The sequence below is a fragment of the Corynebacterium sp. LK26 genome (genome assembly GCF_014335085.1).
In the GTDB taxonomy this organism is placed as follows: Bacteria; Actinomycetota; Actinomycetes; order Mycobacteriales; family Mycobacteriaceae; genus Corynebacterium; species Corynebacterium jeikeium_D.
Map to the genome: position 1 here is coordinate 16,006 of NZ_PDHB01000001.1, position 26,111 is coordinate 42,116.

The 26,111-nt window shown below is 59.0% G+C and carries 20 protein-coding genes and 1 pseudogene; 18 read left to right on the forward strand and 3 right to left on the reverse strand.

The window, feature by feature from the left end:
* Positions 1-107 precede the first annotated feature (107 nt).
* From CRD13_RS00075 to CRD13_RS00090, 4 genes and pseudogenes are all read left to right on the forward strand, one after another.
* Positions 108-5,102 carry a DEAD/DEAH box helicase gene (locus tag CRD13_RS00075; protein WP_187401146.1) on the forward strand — a complete coding sequence of 1,665 codons (4,995 nt, stop codon included), beginning with the start codon at positions 108-110 and terminating at the stop codon, positions 5,100-5,102.
* A gap of 53 nt (positions 5,103-5,155) precedes the next feature.
* Positions 5,156-6,142 (forward strand): restriction endonuclease, encoded by a 987-nt coding sequence (locus tag CRD13_RS00080; RefSeq protein WP_147721726.1) that lies wholly within the window; start codon positions 5,156-5,158, stop codon positions 6,140-6,142.
* Positions 6,143-6,242: 100 nt separating this feature from the next.
* Positions 6,243-7,298 carry a ParA family protein gene (locus CRD13_RS00085; protein ID WP_147721724.1) on the forward strand — a complete coding sequence of 352 codons (1,056 nt, stop codon included), beginning with the start codon at positions 6,243-6,245 and terminating at the stop codon, positions 7,296-7,298.
* Positions 7,299-7,318: 20 nt separating this feature from the next.
* Positions 7,319-7,537 (forward strand): annotated as a pseudogene (locus tag CRD13_RS00090) (UTRA domain-containing protein); the annotation flags it as partial.
* A gap of 98 nt (positions 7,538-7,635) precedes the next feature.
* Here CRD13_RS00090 and CRD13_RS00095 read toward each other — a convergent pair.
* A complete protein-coding gene (locus tag CRD13_RS00095; RefSeq protein ID WP_147721722.1) occupies positions 7,636-8,142 on the reverse strand; it encodes a hypothetical protein in 507 nt (168 codons plus the stop codon).
* Positions 8,143-8,555: 413 nt separating this feature from the next.
* Between CRD13_RS00095 and CRD13_RS00100 the strand changes: the two genes are divergently transcribed.
* The gene (locus tag CRD13_RS00100; RefSeq protein WP_187401147.1) at positions 8,556-9,671 is read left to right on the forward strand and encodes a triacylglycerol lipase; all 1,116 of its coding nucleotides are present in this window, start codon (positions 8,556-8,558) and stop codon (positions 9,669-9,671) included.
* A gap of 55 nt (positions 9,672-9,726) precedes the next feature.
* Here CRD13_RS00100 and CRD13_RS00105 read toward each other — a convergent pair whose 3' ends face one another.
* Both CRD13_RS00105 and CRD13_RS00110 read right to left on the reverse strand, forming a co-directional pair.
* Entirely contained in the window at positions 9,727-10,494 is a 768-nt protein-coding gene (locus CRD13_RS00105) for an LURP-one-related/scramblase family protein (RefSeq protein WP_147721718.1), read from the reverse strand.
* A gap of 40 nt (positions 10,495-10,534) precedes the next feature.
* A complete protein-coding gene (locus tag CRD13_RS00110; protein WP_070827751.1) occupies positions 10,535-11,053 on the reverse strand; it encodes a type 1 glutamine amidotransferase domain-containing protein in 519 nt (172 codons plus the stop codon).
* A 93-nt stretch (positions 11,054-11,146) separates the two neighbouring features.
* Between CRD13_RS00110 and CRD13_RS00115 the strand changes: the two genes are divergently transcribed.
* From CRD13_RS00115 to CRD13_RS00175, 13 genes are all read left to right on the forward strand, one after another.
* The gene (locus CRD13_RS00115; protein WP_187401148.1) at positions 11,147-11,356 is read left to right on the forward strand and encodes a DUF4177 domain-containing protein; all 210 of its coding nucleotides are present in this window, start codon (positions 11,147-11,149) and stop codon (positions 11,354-11,356) included.
* 134 nt (positions 11,357-11,490) lie between these two features.
* Positions 11,491-13,122 carry a CTP synthase gene (locus tag CRD13_RS00120; protein ID WP_147721714.1) on the forward strand — a complete coding sequence of 544 codons (1,632 nt, stop codon included), beginning with the start codon at positions 11,491-11,493 and terminating at the stop codon, positions 13,120-13,122.
* Between the two features lie 48 nt (positions 13,123-13,170).
* Positions 13,171-13,824 carry an NUDIX domain-containing protein gene (locus CRD13_RS00125; RefSeq protein ID WP_147721712.1) on the forward strand — a complete coding sequence of 218 codons (654 nt, stop codon included), beginning with the start codon at positions 13,171-13,173 and terminating at the stop codon, positions 13,822-13,824.
* Entirely contained in the window at positions 13,821-14,759 is a 939-nt protein-coding gene (locus tag CRD13_RS00130; RefSeq protein WP_187401149.1) for a site-specific tyrosine recombinase XerD, read from the forward strand. Before CRD13_RS00125 ends, CRD13_RS00130 begins: the two co-directional genes overlap by 4 nt.
* A gap of 116 nt (positions 14,760-14,875) precedes the next feature.
* Entirely contained in the window at positions 14,876-15,751 is an 876-nt protein-coding gene (locus tag CRD13_RS00135) for a ParA family protein (RefSeq protein WP_048758465.1), read from the forward strand.
* A gap of 3 nt (positions 15,752-15,754) precedes the next feature.
* The gene (locus CRD13_RS00140) at positions 15,755-16,597 is read left to right on the forward strand and encodes a ScpA family protein (RefSeq protein WP_187401150.1); all 843 of its coding nucleotides are present in this window, start codon (positions 15,755-15,757) and stop codon (positions 16,595-16,597) included.
* Positions 16,598-16,791: 194 nt separating this feature from the next.
* The gene (gene scpB / locus CRD13_RS00145; RefSeq protein WP_049189939.1) at positions 16,792-17,406 is read left to right on the forward strand and encodes an SMC-Scp complex subunit ScpB; all 615 of its coding nucleotides are present in this window, start codon (positions 16,792-16,794) and stop codon (positions 17,404-17,406) included.
* Between the two features lie 417 nt (positions 17,407-17,823).
* Positions 17,824-18,984 (forward strand): hypothetical protein, encoded by a 1,161-nt coding sequence (locus tag CRD13_RS00150; RefSeq protein WP_187401151.1) that lies wholly within the window; start codon positions 17,824-17,826, stop codon positions 18,982-18,984.
* A gap of 209 nt (positions 18,985-19,193) precedes the next feature.
* The gene (locus CRD13_RS00155; RefSeq protein ID WP_222866606.1) at positions 19,194-20,576 is read left to right on the forward strand and encodes an adenosylmethionine--8-amino-7-oxononanoate transaminase; all 1,383 of its coding nucleotides are present in this window, start codon (positions 19,194-19,196) and stop codon (positions 20,574-20,576) included.
* A gap of 26 nt (positions 20,577-20,602) precedes the next feature.
* On the forward strand, positions 20,603-21,292 hold the full coding sequence (gene bioD / locus CRD13_RS00160; protein WP_070429687.1) for a dethiobiotin synthase: 690 nt from the start codon (positions 20,603-20,605) through the stop codon (positions 21,290-21,292).
* A gap of 348 nt (positions 21,293-21,640) precedes the next feature.
* A complete protein-coding gene (locus CRD13_RS00165; protein ID WP_048734193.1) occupies positions 21,641-22,492 on the forward strand; it encodes a pseudouridine synthase in 852 nt (283 codons plus the stop codon).
* Positions 22,493-22,543: 51 nt separating this feature from the next.
* The gene (gene der / locus CRD13_RS00170; protein WP_147721708.1) at positions 22,544-24,874 is read left to right on the forward strand and encodes a bifunctional cytidylate kinase/GTPase Der; all 2,331 of its coding nucleotides are present in this window, start codon (positions 22,544-22,546) and stop codon (positions 24,872-24,874) included.
* Positions 24,875-25,030: 156 nt separating this feature from the next.
* A complete protein-coding gene (locus CRD13_RS00175) occupies positions 25,031-26,038 on the forward strand; it encodes a PASTA domain-containing protein (protein WP_070546174.1) in 1,008 nt (335 codons plus the stop codon).
* Positions 26,039-26,111: the final 73 nt, after the last annotated feature.

Sequence of the window (26,111 nt, forward strand, 5' to 3'; positions counted from 1 at the left end):
TCGAAGCTTCTTGACTTCGGCCCAGAATGACGCTTTTAGTCGCTGCGGCAACCAACGCCCCGCATGTCTTAGATTATCCCACAGCTTTCCTAGGGCATAATATCTTCATGTCTAAGTTTTCAGAGGTCCTCGAGCAACTCCGTGAGAATCAGCCGAAGGCAAAGTATGGCATCGCTTTCGAGAAGCTCATGGTCAACTATTTCCGCACCGACCCAACTCTGAAAGCACAGTTCGATGAGGTCTATCGCTGGTCGGACTGGAAGTACAACGGGGGAGCGCCGGACACCGGCATCGACTTGGTCGCTCGTCGCGTTGACGACGGCACGTGGGTAGCCATCCAGTGCAAGTTCTATATGCCAACGACTCGCTTGGCCAAGGCTGACCTAGATTCATTTTTTGAAGCGTCGGGGCGCACCTTCACAACCGAATCTGGCCCGGAACACTTCGGCAGCCGCATCATCATTTCGACAACTGACCACTGGTCTTCGCACGCAGAAGAAGCTCTGGCTAATCAGCTGATTCCAACCAGCCGAATTGGCACGGCAGCAATTGCTGAATCTCCGATTAACTGGGATGTCGCTTTCCCCGGCTCCGAGATCCAAATCAATCTCTCGCAGCGCGAAACCTTCGAGCCCCGCCCGCACCAGCAAGAAGCTATTGATAGCGCCATGGCTGGATTTGCCACCCACGACCGTGGCAAGCTCATCATGGCCTGCGGCACTGGTAAAACCTTCACCGCTCTTCGCCTCGCCGAACGTGTAGCTGAGGAAAACGGTGGCAAGGCTCGTATTCTCTTCCTTGTGCCATCCATTTCCTTGCTGTCGCAAACGCTCAAAGAATGGACAGCACAGGGGCGCCTCGACATGCGCACCTTCGCTGTGTGCTCAGACTCGAAGGTCTCCCGTAAAGCCGAGGATATTGCGACCTACGACCTAGAAGTCCCCGTCTCAACCAACGGCATTCAAATTGCTGAGCGATTTGAATGCGGCAAGCGGGCCAAGGGGCTCCACATCGTTTTCTCCACCTACCAGTCGTTGCCGGCTGTTCATGAAGCCCAGCAGCAAGGTCTCGACGACTTCGACCTAGTCATTTGCGATGAGGCACATCGCACAACCGGCATCACTCTCGCTGGTGAAGATGCAAGTAATTTCGTCCGCATCCACGATGCCGATTACATCAAGGTTAATAAGCGCCTCTATATGACGGCCACGCCGCGTCTGTATGACGATTCTGTAAAGGGCAAGGCCCAGGACCACTCAGCCGAACTCGCCTCCATGGATGACGAAGCAATCTACGGCCCAGAGTTCTATCGCCTCGGATTCGGGGAAGCCGTAGAAAAAGGCCTGCTCACCGACTACAAGGTTCTCGTCATGACTGTTGACGAGTCCGTAGCTGCTGATGCCATCAACCGCAGCCAGAACAGCCAGATCAATCTCACTTTGGCCTCGGCAATGATTGGTGCATGGAACGGTCTGGCAAAACGCTCCGGTTCTCTGCAGGGTAAAAAGGGTGGCTTCGAAGAAGACGCGGAACCGATGCAGCGTGCTGTGGCATTCGCTCGTGACATCAAGACATCGCAGGCAATCGCTGACTCTTATCCGCAACTGGTCAACACCCACCGAGAACTGCTCGAAGAAAAGGCAGTTCTCAATGATGTCTCTTTGCATAACGTGGATGTTTCCATTTCTGCGCAGCATGTCGACGGCGGCATGAACGCCCTAGAGCGAGGCACGAAGCTTTCTTGGTTGGAGTCTCCAGCAGCCGAGCAGCACACTCGCGTGCTCACAAACGCCCGGTGTCTGTCGGAGGGTGTCGATGTCCCAGCGTTGGACGCCGTCATCTTCTTCAACCCGCGTAATTCCATGGTCGACGTTGTCCAGTCCGTCGGCCGCGTCATGCGCAAGTCTGAGGGCAAGGACTACGGGTACATTATTCTTCCGGTCGCAGTCGCTCCGGACGTTTCGCCAGCGCAGGCACTCAATGACAACGCCCGTTTCAAGGTTGTCTGGCAAATCCTGAATGCGCTTCGAGCGCATGATGACCGCTTCAATGCCAAGGTCAATTCCATCGCGTTGAACGAAACGAATCCTGCTGAAGAGTTGCCAATCGAAGTTGACCACATCGGCAAAAAGGATTCCCAGAAAACGGGCTCCGACACCGATTCTGAGAGCGCTTCTCCCACCGATGCCATTAACGAGGCCGAAGCCGACTCGGTGAAGAATCCGCAGCCGCTGGCCGATAATGATGAGCTAACTCAACAGCTCGTACTGTTTTCTCTGGAAGAGTGGCAGGAGGCCATTTACACCAAGCTCGTCGACAAAGTCGGCACCCGCACATATTGGGAGGATTGGGCGGACGACGTCGCAACCATCGCGGAAAACCAAATTACGCGCATCAAAGCGCTTGTCGACGGCGCCGATGCCACCCTCCGCACAGAATTCGATAGCTTTGTCGAGGGACTCCGCAATAACCTCAACGACGGCATCAGCGAAGATGATGCCATTTCAATGCTCTCGCAGCACCTCATTACAGCTCCGGTTTTCAACGCGCTTTTCGAGAACCACGACTTCATCACCCATAACCCCGTGGCTCAGGTTATGGAGAAGATGGTCGGGGCCCTCTCCGAAGCCAATCTTGATACCGAAACCGACTCCCTCGAGAAGTTTTACGAGTCCGTCCGTGTTCGAGCCTCTGAAGTGAACTCCGCCTCGGGAAAGCAGCAGGTCATCAAGGAGCTTTATGAGCGCTTCTTCCAAAAAGCCTTCAAGAAGCAGGCTGAGTCACTGGGCATCGTCTACACCCCAGTTGAAATTGTCGACTTTATCCTGCGTGCTGCAGATGACGTGTCCAAGAATCACTTCGGCAAGGGGCTTACCGACGAAGGCGTCTGTATCCTCGATCCCTTCGCTGGCACCTCGACTTTTACGGTTCGCCTCCTGCAGTCCGGCCTCATCAAGCCAGAGGACCTGGCTCGCAAGTACGCTAACGAGCTCTTCGCGACCGAAATCATGCTCCTGGCTTACTACGTCTCTGCGGTGAATATCGAGACAACCTACAATGCACTGCGCGAAGAAGCAGCGCTTCGCAATGGCGAACCAGCGCCGGACTATGCTCCCTTCACCAACATTGCGCTGGCTGATACTTTTCAGATTCACGAAGAAGGCGATATCCCAGACCTGCATATTTTCCAGGAGAACAACGCCACCATCGAGCGGCAGAAAAATGCGCCAATCAACGTGGTGATTGGTAACCCGCCATATTCAGCCGGGCAGAAGTCCGCTAACGACTTGAATGCGAATCTGAAGTATCCAAGCCTGGACAAACGCATTGAGGGGACCTACGCAGCCAAGTCCACAGCACAGCGCAAGGGATCCCTTTACGACTCCTACCTACGCGCCTTCCGCTGGGCTACCGACCGCATTGGTGACCAAGGCGTGGTGGCGTTCGTTTCAAATGGCGGTTGGATTGACGGCAACACCGGGGACGGTGTGCGGTTATCCATGGCCGAAGACTTCACGGATTTATACGTGTTTAATCTGCGCGGAAACATGCGTCACTCAAATTGGCGGGCTGAGGGCGGCCAAATCTTCGGTGCGGGCTCTCAAACAACAATCGCCATTATTATTGGTGTGAAGAATCCGAGTAAGACCGCATTTAGTCTCCATTACGTGCAGACACCTGATGCTGCCAGCCGGGAGGAGAAGCTCTCGCTCATTGACACCTCGACCCTAACGTCCCTCAACTGGCAGACCGTTACTCCAAACAAGGAAGGCGACTGGATCAATCAGCGCTCGGAGGAGTTTGAGACGTGGCCGATATTGAGTGAAAAGAGAGGTGCCTCCTCTAAAATTTTCAAGGTTTTCGGATCTGGAATAGCAACTTCCCGAGATGCTTGGGCATACAACAGTAGTTTTGAAGCAATACGGGAGAATATCTGTGAAACGGCTAAATACTATAACGAAGTTGTAGATACGGTTGCTCGGCAACAGATAGAAGGTAATGAAGTCACTTTTGAAGCGCTGAAAGATAGCCTCGATTTGTCAAAATTCTCGTGGGATAGAAGAAACCGTCGCCAGGTCTTGAAACAAGAAAAAATTGAAGTTGATGATGCTGGTTTTAGAAAGGCATTGTATCGTCCGTTTTTCACACAGAATGTGTATTTCGACCGAAGTCGCCAGCTCAATAATGAGATATATCAGGTGCCATCAATGTTCCCGACCCCAGAGCACCAAAATATTGGATTTGTTGTGATGGCTCCTAGAGACGCGGCAAACTTTGCGGTGCTTGCAACTGAACTCATGCCTGATCTGTCGTTCTTTACGTATACGGGTCAGTTCTTCCCCCGCTTCACTTGGGCCGCCGTCGAGGCCGACGATGGTGGGCTGTTTGGTGAGGGAACCTCGGTAAAGCAGGGCGAAGCCAGTGTCTACGGTTCGATTGGTGAGGTCGTCGACCGCTATGTGCGCGTGGACAACATCACTGATGAGATTAAGGCTCTCTATCGCGATGCGCTGGGTTCAGACATCACGGGTGATGACATCTTCCACTTTGTCTACGGCAAGCTGCATGATCCCGTCTACCGCACGAGGTACGCGGCTGATCTGAAGAAGATGCTGCCGCATATTGAGACGCCGAGCTCACGCGCGGAGTTCGACAAGTTCGCTGCTGCTGGCCAGGAGCTGATGGACCTTCACATCAACTACGAGACTGTCGAGCCGTGGCCGCTGGACATTCAGGTCAAGGGCGATGAGTCCGACCGTGAGACGTGGCGCGTGCTCAAGATGAGGTGGGCTAAGCGCAAGAATCCGGAGACAGGCAAGAACGTCAATGACGTGACGAAGTTGATTTACAACAAGCGCGTGACCATTGCTGGTATTCCGGCGAAAGCGGATGAGTACATGTTGGGCTCACGTTCAGCGGTGACGTGGCTGATTGATCGTTATCAGGTCAAAAAGGACAAGGCATCCGGCATTGTTAATGATCCAAACGATTGGGCTGATGAGGTAGGGAACCCGCGTTACATCGTGGACCTTATCGGGCGTGTGGTGCGGGTCGCTATGGAGACTGTGCGGATTGTGGATGGGCTGGATACCGGAAATTAGAGTCAAAAGCGATATTTACAATCCAGCCAGTATGAGGCATTTATAATTCTTCTATGGCACCAGACAGCGTTCCGACTACAGATCAGTTCCGTCCAGTAGTATTGCGTGTGCTATCAGACGGGCGAGAACGACGGCTCACGGAGATAGGCGACGATGTAGTCAAACATCTGGGACTTTCTGATGAGGTTTTGGCGGAAACTATTCCGTCTGGGCAGCCAAGATATAGAAATCGGATCGCTTGGGCCTGCTCGTTGTTTGCGCAAGCTGGTTTGGTGATCCGACCCAAGCGCGGTCGATACATGATCTCGGATGATGGGCGCCAGGTAGATGCAAGGAATCTTGCGGAGTATACCGAAAAGGACATGCTGGAGTGGCCTAAGTGGCGGCAGTACCTAGATGAGATCCGGGAGCGTAAGAGCTCTGGCAATGCAGCAGCTGACTTCCCGGCATCCTCGGGTGAACGTGGCGTAGGAACTCTAGATGAATGGGAAGAGGCTTCGCCTAGTCCGACGAAATCTCCATTAGAGATGGTGGAGGATGCGCAAGCTGATTGGAACGCGAAGGTTTCAACCGATTTGCGGCAGCGCCTGCAGGACTCAACCCCAGAGTTCTTTGAGCGCGCGGTTATTGAACTGCTGTGGGCGATGGGATACGGCGGTGTCCACGGACAGAAACAGCATTTGGGACGTTCCAATGACGGTGGTGTCGATGGGGTAATTCGTGAGGATGCCCTGGGCCTAGGGAAAGTCTATGTGCAGGCTAAACGCTATGCTGACTCGAATTCCGTTGGAAATGGAGAAATAAGAAACTTCATTGGTGCGCTCGATTCTCGCGGTGCAAATAAAGGCGTATTCATCACAACGTCCCGCTTTACCAACGGGGCAGTAGAAGCTGCCGCAAACTATCGGCACGGAACGATTGTTCTGATTGATGGTGTGAAGCTTTCCGCGCTCATGCTGGATTACGGTGTCGCGGTTCAGAAAGCACATGAGATTACTCTTTACGAACTGGATGAGGACTTTTTCGAAGAGGATCAGTAGGGCGTCCCACGGCGGGTGTGACCTGTCATTGCGGGGTTACTTGAGTGGGCTTCAGATCTTATACAATCGGGAGACTGTTTTTATGTAAATAGGAAGCCCGATGCGGACACTCAGTTTCTTCAACAACAAGGGTGGGGTGGGGAAGACCACTCTATCCACCAATGTCGCCCATTATTTCGCTCGTCAGGGTAAACGAGTGCTCTATGTGGATTGCGATCCGCAGTGTAACGCCACACAGCTCATGCTGACTGAAGAGCAGCATGAGGAAATCTACCTGAGCAGCAAGAATGATGAACAGGCCGAGCGAGATTCGTTGGGTAATACGGTCTACTCGCTGTTCATTCCGCTGCGGGAAGGCGAGACCGATATCGAGCCCGATATCCGGCCAGTGCGCTCGGAGCGGTTTGGAGTCGATGTCCTGCCAGGGCACCCGGCACTTTCCAACATTGAAGATGTCATGAGTGACGCATGGCAGTCATCGCTAGCCAAGAAGACCGGTGACTTTCGTCGAATTCACTGGGCCGGACAGTTGGCTGTGGCTATGGAGGATGAAGATCGATACGACTACATCTTCTACGACGTGGGACCGTCGTTAGGCCCTTTTAATCGAACCGTGCTCTTGGGTTGCGACGCCTTCGTTACTCCTACGTCAACCGACCTGTTCAGCTTCCACGCCTTTGGAAACCTCGCCAAGTGGTTTAACGACTGGGTCACTGAATACAGCGAAATTTCTGAGGGCAACCTTGCTCAGTGGAGGAACTACTCGCCAGATATTTCGAAGAAAACTCGAAAGCTTCGACTGCTCGGGCGCGATGGGCGTGGGCTTCAGTACCTTGGCTACACAACGCTGGAATACGTGAAGCGGCGCTCGAATGGTAAAGAACAGCTTGTCGGAGCGTTTGAACGATTCCGCGGCAAGTTCGACGACGAAGCAAAGCGAATCGGCGATAGCCTCGGGCATTCGTGCGACCAGTACCTGATTGGGCATGTGCCGCACATGTATTCCATGCCGGCGACTGCTCAAGATAGTCATTCACCAATTGCAGACCTGCAAGCAACTGATGGCGTGCGGGGAACTCAGCTCAACCAGCGTACTGGCTATGCAGAGAAAATTGACGAAGTCGCTGCACTGGTTCTGGAGCGGTTGGAAGGCTAGAGGTTTTTGCGACGCGCACGGTTGACGCAGTTCCGGCCAATGAAGAAGATGCTGCACTGCTGAAGATCCAGGTCGGCGCGCCATTGCTGCGTGTGCGACGCCGTGTATTCACGCTGGATGGAGTGCCGATTGAGGCCTCCGATGACCGCTACCTAGCAAGTAAGGCAAACTTCTCGGTGACGACGGCGCGGGGCAATGCGTCACCGATCTCACTGCAGGCTGGGGAGGGCGTGCGGTAGGGGATTGTGGGGATTTTTTTGGGGGGCGGTGGTGGCTTTGAATTGAATTGGCGTAGCTGCCGCTGCGAGTGCTTTTCGGCGAAGGCGGCAGCGGCTTCTTAATTCAACATCGCGCGGCACTCGTCCTCGGAATGGCCAGAGTTCAGGCAATCAGCCCAGTCGATTTGGCCTTGAACCCACGGGGATGGCTCGTTGTTCTGAGGCTCCGGGGCGGTGTTCGTGGAAGGGCCGTCATAGAAATTGTTGGCGCAATACTGTGTCCAGCCGGAGGTGCCGTCGGTAAACCAGGTGGTGCCCTGCTCGTAGAGTCCCTGCGAGGATTTCGCACAATGCGAAATCGTCTTGTTTATAGCTGTCGGCTCACCAGTGGGAGCGCCGGTGTAACCAGTGGCCCCGGGGCTTTCCGTTGTCCGGGTCGGGGGCGTCGACGGGTTAGGGGTCTTGGTAGTGGATTGTGTCGTCGATTCTGTGTTGCTTTCTGGGTTGGTGACGGTTTTTGTAACGGTAGTCGGCTCCGGTGCTTTTTCCGGTTCTCCGTTGGAGCACGCCGAAAGGCACAGCGCTGGAATGGTCAGTGCGAGGGCGAATATGTGTCGTTTGTGCATGTGAAATACCTTACTGTATGAGCAGGTGAAAAGGTGTTTTCACTGAGTTCTGCTATCAGTGACGTGGTTTCCTCGCTGGAGGTGTAGGACCCCGCATCGCTGGCTGTTCTAAATAATCGTGGTACAGACGTTTAGCCTCACCGGCGATTTGGGGATCGGTAGCAATCCTGTGGCATTGCAACGAAAGTGCGGCCTGTTTCACTCTATGGCCGACATCACTTTAAAAGCCTGCAGAGCTGGAGGTGGATAGTATTATAGTTATATTTAGTTCACATTGCATTAACCCTTTTGAGGGGCTTTGATTGGCCGCCTTTCAGAGTGCGATTGCGATTCATAGCCTGTTTTGCTCTTGCTCATGTCGTAGTTCTTATTGGAAGCGTTTTACTATTCACTGCTCTATGCAAGGAGTAATCATGGGCACTCATCGAGCATTGTCGAAGCTGGCACGGTCGGCCACAGCACTGGTAGCCGCAGCTGGTGTCGCTATGGCAGCGGCTCCTATCGCGGCTGCTGACCCAACTTCGACAACTGGTAATAATCAGGTCCTGTCTTGGACGGAAATGGGCGAGTGGGGCCCAAAGGCGAATGATTTCCCCACCGTCATGGTCAATCAGGGGATGACGGAAAACATCAGTCCAGAGGGCACAAATGTGCAGTGTGTTCCTGCTCCTGGTGAGAATCCTGTGGTCATGATTCATGGAATGAACTCGAACTCGTACCAGACCTATGCGCGAATGGCACCAGAGCTAAAGGCAATGGGTAAGTGTCTGTACGCATTTAACGTCGGCAAGCTGGGTCCTGACGAGTTTTCGGTGCTTGGCTCTATTCCAACCATGCGCAACATGACCCCGCTGGACACCGCTTTGGCTGAGCTGACTGCAAAGATTGACACTCTCAAGGCTGAAACTGGTGCAACCGCCGTCGATATTGTTGGTCACTCTGCTGGTGGCACCTTGGCTGCCGCTTACGCCAAGCAGGAGCAAGGCCAGGGTATAGGCACGGTAGTGTCCCTGGCGGGCGTCCTGCACGGCACATCGCTGCTCGGTATCTCCTATGGTTTGGAGCAGCTCGACCAGTTCGACAATGCTGGCAATAAGGCTGCGGGGTACATTGTCAGCCCGAGCCTGGTAGATCTGCTGCAGCATAGCGAGTTCATGGCCAAGATGAATGAGGGCGGCTTGGAGCAGCCGGGTGTCAACTATGTTGCAATTTCTACCCAGGTTGATGAAGCCGTCACTCCAATGGCTGCAAGCCAGTGGCAGGCACCAACGTCCAACAACATTCTGCTGCAGGATGGGTGCTCTGCGGACCTGTCGGGCCACATCGGACTAACTTTCTCGCCACGGGCAATTGCGCTGGTAGCTAATGCGCTGGGGCGCAACGTTGAGGTTCCATGCGTGCCGGTAACCGCCGTTTTTGAAGGCGGCATCAACGACAATGCCAATGTCCGCCCTGAACACGTCAATGCCGTTTCTGATGGCATCACGGAAATAGACGGACGCATTGCCCAGGCTGCAGGGGCGCGGTAGCGATATTCGTGAGCAGTAGCTCTTGATAAAGGGCGCGAGTCGACAGCGATAATAGCTAGTCGGATCGCGCCTTTTTCGCCATCAAATCCAGGGCAATAGCGGCGCCAATAATGGCTGCGCGTAGCTCTGGCGGCAAATCATCCTTGAGCTGCAAAACATAGCGCTCATTGCCGGATAGGAGATTCGCAAACCCCGACCACTTGCGTGACATCTGTGCGACTCTGACGTCGTTGATCATAAAAGTGGCGTCGTAATGCCAGACGTCGCCGTCGACCTCGCAATTGGCAAAACCGGGGATGGAAATCTCCAGCCGCCGCTTAAAGAACGCAAACTTCTGCTGAATAGTGGCCAGAAGGCGCGATGACTCTGCTCCACCTTGCTGCTTGCCTTCGGTATCAGTCGCATGCGGGTCGGGGTAATAGACCTCGTAACGATCAAGGGTGAAATCGGTCGGGTCGGTGATAACGAATACCGGAGTGCCGTCCGGTTCGGACACTGTCAGGCGACGAGAGCCCATAAACATTCGGCTCAGAGTGCTGCCCGTAGTTTCGATCTTTCCGATGCAGTGGCCCTCGGTATCCAGGATGTCGAAATCATCCGCCATAAAGTTTCGAATCTGCTGGATAACGATGCTGTTGTGTGAGAGCAATCCCTGGTGGCGCCCTTGCTGCGGCGGAAGCTGCTCCGGTGTGGGAGGCTGCTGCGGCGCGGAAGGTTGCTCAGGCACGGAGGGCTCCTGCTCTGGCGCGGCAGGGTGCTCTTCCTGATCGTGCTGTGGAATCTGATCCCACAGCGACTTTGGATTATCCCAATATGAACTCATGGCAACAGCCGTCCTTTGGTGGTGCTAAAAGCCGAGTGGCTTAGAAGTTCTCTACGAGTGCCTTGTTGAAAGCCTCAAGGTCGGCCGGGGTGCGGGAGGAAATCAGGTTGCCGTCAACGACAACTTCCTCATCGACCCAGTTGGCACCAGCGTTAATCAGGTCAGTCTTGACGCTGATGTAGGAGGTAATAGTGCGGCCCTTCAGCACATCCGCATCGGTGAGAATCCAACCGCCGTGGCAAATAACGCCAATCGGCTTGTTAGCTGCGGCGAATCCCTTCACTAGCGCCACGGCATCCTTATCGATGCGAATCTGGTCCGCATTCACGGTGCCGCCAGGCAGAATCAGAGCATCGTAATCATCGGCAGAAACGCTGCTGGTGAGCTTATCGACGTCCACCTTCGTGCCGTTCTTGCCCTCAATGGAGCCATCTTCGGTGGAGATAACGTGCACGGTCGCACCGGCATCCTTTACGGCCTCTGCCGGGCTCGTCAGCTCGGAGTCCTCAAATCCGTCAGTGGCCAAAACTGCAATGGTCTTATTCGTTAAATCAGGCATAGCCCCGAGGGTAACGACGTGATCGCGTTTATGCATCCGCCCGAGTATTGTTTTGCGTGCAATATTGAAAACTACTTTAACGGAGGGCGGAAAATGCCTCATTATGAAGTTCTTCAGGTGGTTCTGAAGGAAAAGTTCATCGGTACCGGCTCAGCTAATCTGACAGAGCTTGAGGGGGTAATCAACGACAAGGCTTCGCAGGGGTTTCGGCTGCACACGATTACTACTGCCTCTTCGGGCAGTAAGGGGCTGATGGGCGGGGACCGCATCCAGGCGACCATGATCTTCGAGAGCATCGCTTAGTTTGCATTTGTCGCTGCGTTCCTGCTGACGGATGGGGCGCAACTCCGAAAAAGTTACCCAAATATGAAACAAATATCCGCCATTGTGAAAAATGGCTTGCGCTTGCACCTGCGCAAGCGATATTCTGAAGTCCCGTGGTTACGAAATACATCATCGTTACGGGAGGCGTAGCCTCCTCCCTCGGCAAAGGCTTAACTGCGGCTTCGCTCGGCCGCCTGCTCACCTCGCGTGGTCTGAAAGTAACTATGCAGAAGCTCGATCCCTACCTCAACGTGGATCCGGGCACCATGAACCCCTTCCAGCACGGCGAGGTCTTCGTCACCGAAGACGGTGCAGAAACCGACCTTGACCTCGGTCACTACGAGCGCTTCCTCGACCGCAATCTCTCCGCCGGCGGCAACGTCACCACCGGCAAGGTCTACTCCTCGGTCATCGCCAAGGAGCGCCGCGGCGAATTCCTCGGCCAGACCGTCCAGGTCATCCCGCACATCACCGACGAGATCAAATCCCGCATCGTCGCTATGGGCAATGCCGACGCAAACGGCGAAAAGCCCGACGTGGTCATCACCGAAATCGGCGGCACCGTCGGCGATATCGAGTCGCAGCCCTTCCTGGAAGCTGCACGCCAAGTGCGTCACGACGTCGGCCGCGAAAACGTCTTCTACCTCCACGTGTCGCTGGTTCCGTACCTCGGCCCCTCGAAGGAACTGAAGACCAAGCCTACCCAGCACTCGGTGGCTGAACTTCGCTCAATCGGCCTGGTTCCCGATGCCGTCGTTTTGCGATGCGACCGCGACGTCCCCGACTCCCTCAAAAACAAGATTGCGCTGATGTGTGACATCGACCGCGAGGGCGTGGTGTCCTGCCCGGATGCGCCGAGCATCTACGACATCCCGAAGGTCCTCTACGACGAGCACCTGGACACCTTCATCATCCGCCGCCTGAACTTGCCGTTCCGCGACATGGATTGGGCCGTGTGGGGCGACCTGCTTGAGCGCGTCCACAACCCGAAGGGTGAGGTCACGGTGGCGCTCGTCGGCAAGTACATTGACCTGCCGGATGCCTACCTGTCCGTCGCGGAAGCTGTGCGTGCCGCCGGTTTCGCCCACCGCGTGAAGGCGAACATCCGCTGGGTCGCCTCCGATGACTGCGAAACCCCGGAGGGGCTGAAGAAGAACATGGCCGGCGTTGACGCGATCGTCATCCCCGGCGGCTTCGGCGGTCGCGGCATCGAAGGCAAGATTGCGACCATCCGCTACGCCAAGGAAACCGGCACGCCACTGCTGGGAATCTGCCTGGGCATGCAGTGTGTCGTCATCGAGGCGGCGCGCACCGCAGGCGTTGACGGCGCTTCATCCACTGAGTTCGACGAGAACGCGGCCGAGCCGGTGATCGCCACGATGGAGGAACAGCTCCAGGCCGTCTCCGGTGAGGCTGACCTGGGCGGATCCATGCGCCTGGGCTCCTACCCGGCGAAGCTTGCCGAAGACTCCGTCGCCGCGCGCCTCTACGGCGCTACCGAAGTTACCGAGCGCCACCGCCACCGCTACGAGGTCAACAACGCCTACCGCGCCCAGCTCGAAGAAGCCGGCCTGGTTATCTCGGGCACTTCGCCGGACGGCAAGCTCGTCGAATTCGTCGAGTACCCCACGGACGTACACCCATACCTCGTGGCCACGCAGGCGCACCCGGAGCTGAAGTCACGCCCCACCCACGCTCATCCGCTTTTCGACGGCCTCATCGCCGCAGCCCTCAAGCGCAACTAACCTTGGCTTCGCGAGGTCGAATCCGCCCTACCTATTAGAGTGAAACTCATGGCGCACGAATTTGACGTTGTTGATTCCGAGATTGTTCTCGAGGCACCTATTCTCGCGGTCCGCCGCGACCAGGTGCGAATGCCGGGTGGGAATGTTTCCGCCCGCGAGATTGTGGAGCATTTCGGCGCTGTCGCGGTCGTTGCCGCAGATGAGAATAACCGTCTCTACTTGCTGAATCAGTGGCGGCAGGCGGCAGGGAAGCGCCTGGTGGAGCTGCCGGCCGGGCTTCTCGATGTCGCGGATGAAGACCCGCTGGAGGCCGCCAAGCGCGAGCTGGTCGAGGAAGCCGGACTGGAGGCCGAGTCCTGGTCCCTGCTTACTGATATGTTCAGCTCGCCCGGCTTCGCAGAGGAAGCGGTCCGAATCTACCTGGCCAGGGGGCTCCATGCCGTCGATAAGCCGGAAGCCCACGATGAGGAAGCGGACATGACTGCGTCGTGGATTGGCGTCGAGGATGCGGTGGCGATGGCGCTGCGCGGAGAGATCCTCAACGGCATCGCGCTGTCCGGCATTCTGCTGGCGGCGGAGGTGCTGCTGAGGGGTGCGACGCCGCGCGCGGTCGCGGAGCCGTTCGACATCAGACCGACAGCTCTGGCTCAGCGTCGAACAGAGCAGCTGGGCGCCGGCGCGGACCTGAAACGCATCCGATGAGTTCGATTGATTCGCTTGTCGACGCCTTCGTCACCTACCTCGCGGTGGAAAAAGGCCTTTCGGCGAATACGCTCGCCAGTTATAAGCGCGACTTGGAAAAGTACCGCACCTATCTGCGGGAGATTGGGCGTACGGAATTGGCGCAGGTCACCGAGCAGGATGTGTCAGAATTCCTGGCGTATCTCGCGCGGGGAGATAAGTCGGCGGGCAGGCCGGCACTGGCCCCGACCTCGGTGACGCGGTCGCTGTCCGCGGTGCGGAGCCTCCACAAGTTCGCGGTGGGTGAGGGCGCGTTGGAGGTGGATGTCGCCAAGCGGGTGGCGCCGCCGAAGCAGCCCTCGCGGTATCCGAAGGCACTCAGCATTGATGAGGTCACCCGGCTTATCGAGTCCATCCCCAACGACGACACCGCCGACGTGACGGATTTGCGCAACCGTGCACTGGTGGAGTTTCTGTATTCGACGGGGGCTCGTGTTTCGGAGGTCACCGGCCTGGATATCGATGACGTGGACCGCGAAACCAACCTGGTGTTGCTGCGTGGTAAGGGCGGCAAGGAGCGCATCGTGCCCGTGGGATCGCCGGCCATGGCGGCGCTGGATGCGTGGCTGACGCGCGGGCGGCCGAGCTGGGTGCGGGCGAACTCCGGGCCGGCGCTGTTTATCAACTCGCTGGGACGCAGGCTGTCTCGGCAGTCGGCGGGGAATACGCTGGCGGAGCTGGGTGAGCGCGCCGGGCTGAGTGTGAAAATTTCCCCGCACACCCTGCGCCACAGTTTCGGCACGCACCTCATTGAGGGCGGTGCCGATGTGCGCGTAGTCCAAGAGCTGCTCGGACACGCCTCAGTGACGACGACACAGATTTACACCATGATTACCGCAGAGAATATGCGACGAGTCTGGGCGGGGGCTCACCCACGGGCTGAATACTCGCGGTAATATGCGGCGGTAGTATGTAGCGCTACTACGTGGCGGTAATATAAGGCGGTATTACGTGGCGGTATTACGTGGCGCAGTAGAATTGATGAGAAATCTTCAAGGAAGAGGGATTGACTGTGGCTGAAGAAGGGTTGTTTGAGGCCGATCGAGTTGAACTCGGTCTCACCGGTCGTCCGGCACGTGAGCTGCCGGAACCCGCACCCCTGACCAGTCACGGCCCCGCGGTCATCCTGGCAATGTGTAACCAGAAGGGCGGCGTGGGTAAGACCACCTCGACCATCAATCTGGGCGCAGCACTGGCGGAGTTTGGCCGTAAAGTCCTGCTCGTTGACTTAGATCCACAAGGTGCACTATCTGCTGGTCTCGGTGTCCCGCACGAGGAATTGGACCTGACCGTCTACAACCTCATCGTCGACGACACCACCGATGTCCGCGACGCCATCCACCACACCAAGGTTTCCGGCCTGGATCTCGTCCCGGCCAATATTGACCTGTCGGCAGCAGAGATCCAGCTTGTCAACGAAGTCGGCCGCGAGCAGGCCCTTGGACGCGCACTGCGCCCAGTGATGAATGACTACGACTTCATCATCATTGACTGCCAGCCGTCGCTGGGCCTGCTGACCGTCAACGCCCTGACCATCGCCGAGGGCGTCATCATCCCAATGGTGGCGGAGTACTTCTCGTTGCGCGGCCTGGCACTGCTCACCGACACAGTGGCCAAGGTCCGCGACCGCCTGAACTTCAACCTGGAAGTCTCCGGCATTCTGGTCACCATGTTCGACCGCCGCACCCGCCACGCCAAGGAAGTCATGGAACGCCTCATCGAGGTCTTCGGGGACAAGGTTTTCGACACGGTCATCACCCGAACCGTCCGCTTCCCGGAAACCTCCGTCGCTGGCGAGCCCATCACCACCTGGGCGCCGAACACCCCAGCTGCGGCACAGTACCGCAACTTGGCTCGCGAGGTCATCGAGCGCAAAGGCCGCAAATAATAGGTGACTTCCCCGGATAGTTACACTCCCGAACCGTCGGCAAGCGAGGGCGTGCAGGAAGAGATCACCGGCTTCCGCGTCGCGCTCGCGAACTTCAACGGCCCATTCGACCTGCTGCTGCAGCTGATCAGCAGCAAAAAGATGGACGTCACCGAAGTCGCGCTGGCGGCGGTCACAGACGAGTTCATCGCATACACACGCAGCCTCGACGCAGTCAGTGACCTCGACGAAATCACCGAATTCCTCGTCGTGGCAGCGACGCTGCTCGACCTCAAAACCGCACGGCTCCTGCCGCGTGGCGACGTCGACAGCGAAGAAGACCTAGAGCTGCTAGAAGCGCGCGACCTGCTATTCGCCCGACTGCTGCAATACCAGGCGTATGGCAAGGTAGCCGACCAATTCGAGGAGTGGCAGAAGACCGCGCCGCGGCGCTATCCGCGAGCTGTGGGGCCGGACAAGCAGTTCGAGGAGCTGCTGCCGCCCGTGCGCCTGGGCATGACGCTCGGGGAGTTTGCCGAGTTTGCGGCCGTCGTGATGCGGCCGAAGCCGCCGGAGGAAGTCGGCGTCGGGCACATCCACGGTGTGCCCGTGTCCGTGCCGGAGCAGGCGGGCAAAATTCTGGACTCGCTGCGGCTGGCCGGCGAGGGGACCTGGTTGACGTTTACGCAGCTGACCTCGGAGTGCCGCGTGTCCATGGAGGTTGTCGGGCGGTTCCTGGCGCTGCTGGAGCTCTACCGAGCCAAGGCGATCGGTGTGGAGCAGGAGGAGGCGCTGGAGGAAATCCACGTGGCCTGGACCGGACTGGACGTGGACCCGGCCGTCGTGGCGGCGGCGAACTGGGAGTAGGTGGCTGGGCTGCGTTGGGGCTGGCTGTTGGGGCTGGGCTGTTGGGACTTGGCTGTTGGGCGTGGGCTTGGTCGGGCGTGGGCTTGGTCGGGCGTGGGCTTGGTCGGGCGTGGGCTTGGTTGGGCTGGCGCTAACAGCTGATTAGCGCCCGGCCAATTAGCGCCCGGCGCGGGAGGTTGCGTAATCTGACGCGCATGAGCGAAACCAGTTCCGCACCATCCGAGCAGGCCGTGGAGCCCGTGTCTGCTTCTTCGGCGCAATTGCCGCCCATTGACCCGTTGCGAGCAGGCGTGGAGTCGATTCTGCTGGTAGTCGATACGCCGGTGGCGGCGGAGGATATGGCGCGGGCGCTGGATGTTTCCGCAAGTGATGTCCGTGACGTGCTTCGCGAGATCGAGTACGAATACCGTGCACGTCGCAGCGGCATTGAGCTGCGTGAAACGGATGAGGGCTGGCGCTTCTACACGGCTCCCGCGCACGCCAGCGCGGTGGAGCGATTCTTGCTGGATGGCTCGCAGTCGAAGCTCTCACGTGCAGCTATGGAGACGCTGGCAGTGGTGGCTTACCGACAGCCGGCCACGCGTGCGCAGGTCTCCGGTGTACGCGGTGTCAATGTCGATGGGGTGATGCGCACGCTGGTCGCGCGCGGTCTGATTGCGGAGTCCGGAGAGGACCCGGCAACCGGCGCGCATTTGTACGTTACGACGACGCTGTTCCTGGAGCTTTTGGGGATTGATTCGCTGGACCAGCTGCCTGATTTGGCTCCGCTGCTGCCTGAGGTCGACTTGATCGACGAGCCGTTGGACTAGGTGGGGTTCACTCTATTGAACGACCCACTTCACGGTTTTCGATTCGCCTGACGGTCATCGATCCACTTCACGACACGGGTGTCACCTCATGCCACCTCCACAGCTGCCACGAGGTGACATAGGTGTCGTGAAGTCGCATTTTGGGGCTGCGGTTGCCGCTCACGACGGCTCACTGCGAGCCTTTGCACCCCACTGCACTCACCACACGCACACGCACCCCACCACACACCCACCCCACCACACGCCCTGTGGATAACTCCCGAAAACTGCAAACTATCCACAGTCGACGCCAAATTGACGCCTTCTGAGCCTCCGTGTGAGCCCAAAAATGAGAACGTAGCACTCACCAACACTCGCAAACACTCACAAACACACAAACCCACAAACACTCACACCCCGCCACCCACCAACCAGCAGTTGCAGGGACCTCAGGAGCGCAATCCGATGCCGCAGTGGATCTACGACGCCGACGACATCATCCGTACCGGCCAGCAGCGCGAATGCGCCCGCCCCAGCACATTCGCAATTTCCCGAATCGGCCAGCACTCCGACCGAGATCTCCGCCAGCGAGCCAAAAGCGGCAGCCTCCTGTGGCTCGCACACGGCGCGTACGTGCCGGTCGACAGGTGGCTCACCCTAAACAGCACCGAACGTTACATCCTGGAAATCAAAGCGCTCGTCCATCGCGGCACCACCACCGTAGTCACCCGCGATGCCGCCGCTGCTCTCCACGGTTTACCTCTGCTCACACACAACACTCCCATCGCGATAGCCAACTCCGGCCGCACGCGCGGGCAATCGCGAAGCACGCCGAATGGCCCGTACCAGCCGCACAAACGCCTCATCCGCGTCTCCGGCCGGATTCTCCCCGAGGACATCGTAGAAATCGATGGCCGCCTCGTCACCGATGTCCCAAAGTCCGTCATCGACGTCTGCCGTTCCCGCACCCCGCACAATGCACTAGTGCTTGCCGACGCCGCCCTCCAGCGCCACACCGACACCGAGGAACTGTTGGCCACGTTGGCTGCATATCCGCGTGCTCCGGGAAATGCACAGGCCAGGAGATTGTTGAGGCAAGCGACAGCGTCGTCGGAAAGCATTGGGGAATCGCTCACTAAAGAAGCAATCGTCCAGGCGGGGCTAGCTTCTGTCAACGATTCTCGGACTCCGTTGCTCCAGCAGGTTTCCTTTCGGGATGATCGTGGCTTCATCGCACGCGTGGACTTCTACCTGCCCGAACTTGGGCTGGTCGTCGAGTTCGACGGCCGTATGAAATACACCGACGGTGGAGTCGCGGACACGCAGGTGGCAATCGCAAAGGAGCTGGAGCGCGAAAAGCGTCTGAAGAACCTCGGACTGAATGTCATCCGAATCGTCTGGTCACAGCTTTTCGACGGCACCGCCGTAGCCACCTTGCGGCAAGCGGCCGCAGAAATCCGACGTCACCTGGCAAATGGTGGCAGTTGCTATCGCGGAAACTACGCCTTCGCGCGGCAGCCCATCACAATCACAGGTAAGGCGGCCGAGTTGGCCATGCGTCGCCGACGAGTGTGGAGCCAGGCGGGGCGGCTGTACTAGGCGGCGTCGGCACCGCTCTCGGCCCGCTTCCACAGGCCCTAAGTCCACTTCACGACACGAGTGTCACCTCATGCCACCTCCACAGCTGCCACGAGGTGACATGGGTGTCGTAAAGTCACTGAGACTGTCTGTAATCCTTGCGAGAAGCTCCACCACCAACCCCGAACGGCGTTCAAGTCTGGCGCTGTACAGGTATTATGCTGAGTATCATGACAGCCTCGGAAACCGCCCAGCCGCACACCCCGCAGCACTCCCAGTCGCACACCCCGCAGCACTCCCAACCACCCGCCCAACCACACACCCCGCCAACCATCGCCGACCTCGCCCAATTCGACGCCGACCACATCTGGCACCCATACGGCCCCATCCCGTCGCCGGTCGCGCCCAAGCTGGTCGAGTCCGCCGAGGGCGTCAACCTCCACCTCGCCGACGGCCGCACCCTCATCGACGGCATGAGCAGCTGGTGGGCCGCTTGCCACGGCCACTCGCACCCGAAGCTGATCGCAGCCGCGAAGAAGCAGGCCACCACGATGTCGCATGTCATGTTCGGCGGACTCACACACCGTCCGGCCATCGAACTGGCGGAGAAGCTCCTAAAGCTCGCAGGCCCCGGCTTCGATGCCATTTTCTACTCCGACTCGGGTTCGGTCTCTGTCGAGGTGGCGATTAAAATGGCGCTGCAGTACCAGCAGGCCAAAGGCCATCCCGAGCGCACCCGCCTGGCCACTTGGCGCGGCGGCTATCACGGCGACACTCGCGCGCCCATGACCGTCTGCGACCCCGAGGGCGGCATGCATTCGCTGTGGACGGGGCAGTGGACTCCGCAGGTCTTCGCCGACAAACCACCCGCCCGCGGCACAACCGAGGAGGAGCGCGCACGCTATCTCGCGCACTTCGATTCGCTTATCGACGACTCCGTCGCCGGCATCATTATTGAACCGGTGGTCCAAGGCGCTGGTGGCATGCGGTTCCATGACCACGAGCTGCTTGTGGGGCTCCGGAAGCTGTGTGACAAGCACGGGATTCTGCTCATCGCGGATGAGATCGCCACCGGCTTCGGCCGGGCCGGTGACCTGTTCACGACGCAGGCGGCCGGGATTGTGCCGGATATTATGTGTGTCGGCAAGGCGCTGACCGGCGGCTTTATGAGCTTCGCAGCCACCCTCACCACCGCCGACGTGGCTCGCACCATTTCCAGTGGCGCAGGCGGAGGCATCATGCACGGCCCGACCTTCATGGGCAACCCGTTGGCCTGTGCCGTGGCCTGCGCGCAGCTCGACCTGATTGCAGAAGGGCAGTGGCGTGAGGATGTCCCGCGCATCGAATCCCGACTTCGCAACCAGCTCCAGCCCTTAGCCAGCAGCGATGCCGTGGCCGATGTGCGGGTTCTTGGCGCAATCGGGGTCGTGGAGATGCAGCGCCCGGTGGACATGGGCTTGGCCACGGCAGCGGCTGTCGATGCCGGGGTGTGGCTGCGGCCATTCGGCAAATTGGTGTACACCATGCCGCCGTACATCAGCACCAATGACGAGGTCGACCGTATCTGCGAGGCCATCGCCGCCATCGTCGCCGCCGAGGAAGAACGCAAGTAGCGCAACCAAAAGGAGCACCAACCACCATGAGCATCGTCCTTGTCACAGGCACCGGTACCGATATTGGGAAGACCATCGGCACGGCAGCACTGGCGGCGGCACTTCGCGAGGAGGGTAAGGAGGTGCACGTCGTCAAGCCAATTCAGACCGGTTTTCCGGGCCCAAATGGCGGTGATTTGGACACTGTCGCGGAGCTGACGGGGATCGACAACCTGCATGGCTTCGTGCGTTACCCCGAGCCGATGGCGCCGGTGGCGGCGGCGCAGCGCGCGGGAATGCGCCTGCCGAACGCCACGGAGATCGCTGAAAAGATCAAGCTTATCGACGGGCCGAACCGCGTTGTCCTCGTGGAGGGCGCGGGCGGCTTGCTGGTGCGGCTCGGCGAGGACTGGGCGCTGCCGGAGCTGGCGGCGTTGTTGCCGGGTAGTCAGATGGTGGTCGTGACGCGGTTGGACCTGGGTTGCCTGAACGAGGCGGAGCTCACCGTCGAGGTGGCGCGGGGCCGTGGAGTCAATGTCACGGCGCTGGTGGGCGGTTCGTTGCCGGCGGAGGTCGACCCAATCATTGAGACGAACCTGGAGGAACTGCCGCGCATCACCGGGGTGCCGCTGCTGGGGTCGGTGCAGGCGGGAGCTGGCGCGCTGGACCGGCAGGAGTTTGTGGCGAAAGCTACGCAGTGGCTGCCGGGCGTGCGAGAGTGGGCCGCAGCGCTGTAAAAGACGTTGTAGGTGGAGGCCGCGCGGGACGTCGTTAAGCTGGCGTTTTGCGAAAAACGTGCTAAGGTGGCTAGACGACAAGGCGCGAGGCTTTCTCTGTAATTCTCTTTATTAACCTGCTTCCACCGGCCAATTTTGGGCCCACGGGGGAGAGAACAGCGTCGCCTGGCGCTGACGTTCTAACAAACAGAACATTCTCCAACGCTTGAAAAGGATGTAGGTCAAGTGGCTAAACCCGCTCGCCGAGAAGGCACACCGGCACACAAGAACCGTAAGAATCACTCCAACCGCGCACACGGCTCCACTAACGCCCAGCGCAATCGCAGCCGTCGCGACAGCGGCGCGAAGATGGAGACCTCCAACGTCCACGCGAAGGACATTTACGTGTCCAACGCCCGCCCGGCGCGCCATCAGCACGTGGACTCCGACCGTCGTAGCTCGGGCAAGCGCGCTCACAGCCAAGCAGGTGAGGGCGTGCGCCTGCAGAAGGTACTCGCGCAGGCAGGCGTGGCGTCGCGTCGTATGGCGGAAAAGCTTATCGACGAAGGCCGCGTCGAGGTCGACGGCAAGATTGTGACGCGGCAGGGCGTGCGGGTGGACCCGAACACGTCTGTGATTCGCGTTGATGGTTCCCGCGTCATCGTCAATGAGGACATGCAGTACTTCGTCCTGAACAAGCCGCGTGGTGTGCAGTCGACCATGCACGATGACATGGGCCGCCCGTGTGTGGGCGACATCATCGGTGAGAAGATTAGCGCTGGTCAGCGACTCTTCCACGTGGGTCGCCTGGATGCGCCCACCGAGGGCCTGCTGCTGCTCACCAACGATGGTGAGCTGGCCAACCGCCTGATGCACCCGAGCTACGAGGTCACCAAGACCTACATGGCCACCGTTGTCGGCGAGGTCGATGCCAAGGTCATGCGTGAGCTGGAAAAGGGCATTGAGCTTGATGACGGCATCGCTAAGGCGGACATGGCGCAGATCATCGATGTCTGGCAGGGCCGCTCCATCGTCCGCATCGAGCTGCACGAGGGCCGCAAGCACATCGTCCGCCGGATGCTCAAGACTGCGGGCTTCCCGGTCGAGCGCCTGGTGCGCACTAAGATTCACACTGTCCAGCTGGGCGAGCAGACCCCGGGCGCTCTCCGCGCACTCAACCGGGCTGAGCTGACCTCCCTCTACAACGCGGTGGGGCTGTAAATGGCACTAGTGAAAAAGAACGAAGAGAACCAAGGAGCTGAAGGAGCCCACATGAGCGAGCAGAACACTGACGACATGCTGTTGGTTGCCATCGACGGCCCTTCCGGCACTGGCAAGTCGACTGTCTCCCGGATGGTCGCAACCGAGCTGGGTGCAAAGTACCTGGACACCGGCGCTATGTACCGCGTGGCAACCCTGTGGGTGCTGCGACAGGGCATCGACCCGACTGATGAGGAAGCCGTGGCTAAGGCGACGGCCGCCCTGCCGCTGGAAGTCTCCGATGACCCGAACTCCACCGCCGTCCTCCTCGACGGCGAGGATGTTTCCGGCGAGATTCGCGGCCCGGAGGTCACCCGCAATGTGTCGGCGGTCTCCGCGATTCCGGCCGTGCGCACCAACCTGGTCGCACTCCAGCGTTCGCTGGCCGCATCGGCTGTGCGCTGTGTGGTGGAAGGCCGCGACATCGGCACGGTCGTGCTCCCGGACGTTCCGGCGAAGATTTTCATGACCGCGTCCGCAGAGGTCCGCGCTCGCCGCCGCTACGACCAGGACATCGCTGCTGGTCGTGAGGCTGACTTCGACACCGTGCTTGCCGACGTCATCCGCCGCGACGAACTCGACAGCAACCGTGCGACCTCTCCGCTGAAGCCAGCCGAGGACGCGTTCATTCTGGACACCTCCGAGATGGACATCGAAGAGGTCGTGGAAAACGTCCTCGATGTCGTTGAGGCCGGTTACCCGGGGTCCACCATGGACTGGGACGATGTCGACAACGAGGAGTTCGAGGAATCTTACGAGGGCTATGAGGGTGACTTCGAGGACGCTGACGACTCCGAGGACGACACTGCCGGACACCTGGTCGCAAACGTGGGGAGCGAAAACGCGCCGGGCACCGCAGGTAGCCACACCAGCGCAGATGAGTTCATCGACCGCACGATCGCTGACCACGAGACGATCATCTCCGAAGCCATCGAGCGCGCCGAAACCGGTCAGATCGACGACGATGCCGACTGGGAAGAACTGGAAAACGCCTTCGCAGCGCTTGGCGTCAGCGACGAGGAGGAAGAAGCTCTTCCGACCGTAGCCATTGTGGGACGACCGAATGTTGGTAAGTCCACCATGGTTAACAGATTCATTGGCCGTCGTGAAGCAGTTGTCGAAGACTTCCCGGGCGTGACCCGTGACCGCATCTCCTACCTGGGTGAATGGGGCGGACGTCGCTTCTGGGTGCAGGACACCGGCGGCTGGGACCCGGACGCCAAGGGTATGCATGCGGCGATTGCTCGTCAGGCGGAGACCGCCATGGAGACCGCCGATGTGATTGTTATGGTCGTTGACACCACCGTCGGCATCACCGCCACGGAAGAGGTCATGGCCCGTCGCCTGCAACGCGCGGAGCAGCCAGTTATTCTCGCTGCCAACAAGTTTGAGTCGGATTCGCAGCTTGGCGACGTCGCGGAGTTCTGGGCCCTCGGGCTCGGCGAGCCGCACCCAACCTCGGCCCTCCACGGTCGTGGCAATGCCGACGTGATGGACGAAGTCGTGGCTTCCTTCCCGGAGGTGCCGCGTGCGAAGTCGCTACCGACCGGGCCGCGTCGCGTGGCATTGGTGGGCAAGCCGAACGTGGGCAAGTCCTCGCTGTTGAACAAGCTCTCCGGTGAAGATCGCGCAGTGGTCAGCGACGTGGCCGGTACCACGGTTGACCCGGTGGACTCCCTGGTGCAGATGGACGAGGCGCTCTGGCGTTTTGTGGATACCGCTGGTATCCGCAAGAAGACCAAGACCGCCAAGGGCCACGAGTTCTACGCCTCGCTGCGTACTCGCTCGACGATTGACAACGCCGAAGTCGTCATCTTCCTGGTCGATGCTTCCGAGCAGATCACCGAGCAGGACCAGCGCGTGCTGCGCATGATTCTCGACTCCGGTCGCGCACTTGTGGTCGCCTACAACAAGTGGGACCTCATGGATGAGGACCGTCGCGACCTGCTCGAGCGCGAAATTGAAGAGCAGCTCGCACATGTGCCGTGGGCTCGTCGGGTGAACATCTCCGCCAAGACTGGTCGCGCTGTGCAGAAACTGGAGCCGGCCATGCTGGAGGCCGTGGAGTCGTGGGATAAGCGTATCTCCACTGGTCGCCTGAACACTTGGTTGCGCGCAATCATGCAGCAGAACCCGCCACCGCTGCGTGGTGGCCGCCAGCCGCGCGTGCTGTTTGCCACCCAGGCATCCTCGCGCCCGCCGGTAATTGTGCTGTTCACCACCGGGTTCCTGGAGCACGGCTACCGTCGCTTCCTGGAGCGCAAGCTGCGTGAAGAATTCGGTTTCGAGGGCTCACCGGTGCGCATCGCGGTGCGTGTCCGCGAGAAGAAGAAGCGCCGCTAGGACCTGCTAGGAAGCACCGTCAGGTAGTTCCGTTCAGGCCTGCTAGTCGCTCGAATTGAGCTGAGAAAAGCCCAAAATGTGATTTAGGCGATTGCATTTTGGGCTTTTCGTTGGCATTTTAGAGTTTCAGTAAATTAGCGATAAGGAGAACTGACAATGGTCAGGCGCGGCAACAACCGTGACGGCTCTCAGCACGATGGCCGAGACAACAGCTACGGACGCGATTCCTCAAGCGCATACGGCGATGACTCCGCGACTCGCTACATTCCGCGGGACGAGGGATACCGCGGATACAACCCAGATGCCGACTTCGCGGGCGAGCAGCCGACCGAATACTTCGGTGGCGACTCCTCTGAGACACAATTCCTGCAGCGTGGCGATGAAACACGTTTTGAGAACTCGCGAGGTGCCGGAGCCGGTGCAGGTGCTGGTGCCGCCGGTGCACAAGGCAGTGGCGCACAGGGTAGCGGCCAGTACTGGGCCCCGCTTTCTGAAGAAGAACGCGGCTATGGTCAGGCGGGCCAGCAGGCAGGTGCAACCCAGCAGTACTCCGCAGGCGGCGCAGGCGGTTACGGCGACATGAACAACGGCAACAACCGCGGTAATAACCGTGGCAACAGTGGCAATGATGACTCTAAGAAGGGCTGGGGCAAGCCTGTCGCCATTGTGGCCATCGCCGCCATGGTGGCCGTAGTCGCGCTGGTAGCCCTGGTCTTGTCCTTTACTTCCGGAACCGAGGACAAAAACGACAATACGGCGGAGCCGACGCAGGAGACGTCGTCAAGCCCGACGCCGACGACAACCTCGCCGGAAGAAACCACGACAAGCCCAACCGATCGTTTGGACCCGTCGGGCACGATTAACGACACCCGTGAGCGCCTCGAGCAGGAGCTGGACCAACTTCGCGAGTCGCCGCCAGCTATCCCTGGCCCCGGTGAGCGCAGCAGCGGTTGGGGCACCATCCCGCAGGGCGTGGTGGGCAAGAGTCCGGCATCGGTCGAGGTGGAATTGCGTACCAACGGCTACCAGAATGTGACCGTCGTCGACGCCGAGGGCAATCCGACCAACTCTGTGGCTGCGATTATGGGCAAGGTCGCCTCGATCGATCCGCCGGAGGGACAGATGGCGGAGACATCCACTCCAGTGACCATCTACCTGCAGTAATGCGGTAGGCAGGGCAGGGGTCTGGGGCGATTTTCGCCTTCAAACTCCAATGATGTAACCTATAGCTCGTTGC

What these genes read in the sequence shown, in the direction of transcription:
- CRD13_RS00115 (WP_187401148.1), top strand. Translation starts at nt 11,147, where the DNA reads ATGCCTCATTATGAAGTTCTTCAGGTGGTTCTGAAGGAAAAGTTCATC.
- CRD13_RS00085 (WP_147721724.1), top strand. Translation starts at nt 6,243, where the DNA reads ATGCGGACACTCAGTTTCTTCAACAACAAGGGTGGGGTGGGGAAGACC.
- scpB (WP_049189939.1), top strand. Translation starts at nt 16,792, where the DNA reads ATGAGCGAAACCAGTTCCGCACCATCCGAGCAGGCCGTGGAGCCCGTG.
- CRD13_RS00110 (WP_070827751.1), bottom strand. Translation starts at nt 11,053, where the DNA reads ATGCCTGATTTAACGAATAAGACCATTGCAGTTTTGGCCACTGACGGA.
- CRD13_RS00080 (WP_147721726.1), top strand. Translation starts at nt 5,156, where the DNA reads ATGGCACCAGACAGCGTTCCGACTACAGATCAGTTCCGTCCAGTAGTA.
- CRD13_RS00130 (WP_187401149.1), top strand. Translation starts at nt 13,821, where the DNA reads ATGAGTTCGATTGATTCGCTTGTCGACGCCTTCGTCACCTACCTCGCG.
- CRD13_RS00075 (WP_187401146.1), top strand. Translation starts at nt 108, where the DNA reads ATGTCTAAGTTTTCAGAGGTCCTCGAGCAACTCCGTGAGAATCAGCCG.
- bioD (WP_070429687.1), top strand. Translation starts at nt 20,603, where the DNA reads ATGAGCATCGTCCTTGTCACAGGCACCGGTACCGATATTGGGAAGACC.
- CRD13_RS00155 (WP_222866606.1), top strand. Translation starts at nt 19,194, where the DNA reads ATGACAGCCTCGGAAACCGCCCAGCCGCACACCCCGCAGCACTCCCAG.
- der (WP_147721708.1), top strand. Translation starts at nt 22,544, where the DNA reads ATGAGCGAGCAGAACACTGACGACATGCTGTTGGTTGCCATCGACGGC.
- CRD13_RS00105 (WP_147721718.1), bottom strand. Translation starts at nt 10,494, where the DNA reads ATGAGTTCATATTGGGATAATCCAAAGTCGCTGTGGGATCAGATTCCA.
- CRD13_RS00175 (WP_070546174.1), top strand. Translation starts at nt 25,031, where the DNA reads ATGGTCAGGCGCGGCAACAACCGTGACGGCTCTCAGCACGATGGCCGA.
- CRD13_RS00095 (WP_147721722.1), bottom strand. Translation starts at nt 8,142, where the DNA reads ATGCACAAACGACACATATTCGCCCTCGCACTGACCATTCCAGCGCTG.
- CRD13_RS00125 (WP_147721712.1), top strand. Translation starts at nt 13,171, where the DNA reads ATGGCGCACGAATTTGACGTTGTTGATTCCGAGATTGTTCTCGAGGCA.
- CRD13_RS00100 (WP_187401147.1), top strand. Translation starts at nt 8,556, where the DNA reads ATGGGCACTCATCGAGCATTGTCGAAGCTGGCACGGTCGGCCACAGCA.
- CRD13_RS00165 (WP_048734193.1), top strand. Translation starts at nt 21,641, where the DNA reads ATGGAGACCTCCAACGTCCACGCGAAGGACATTTACGTGTCCAACGCC.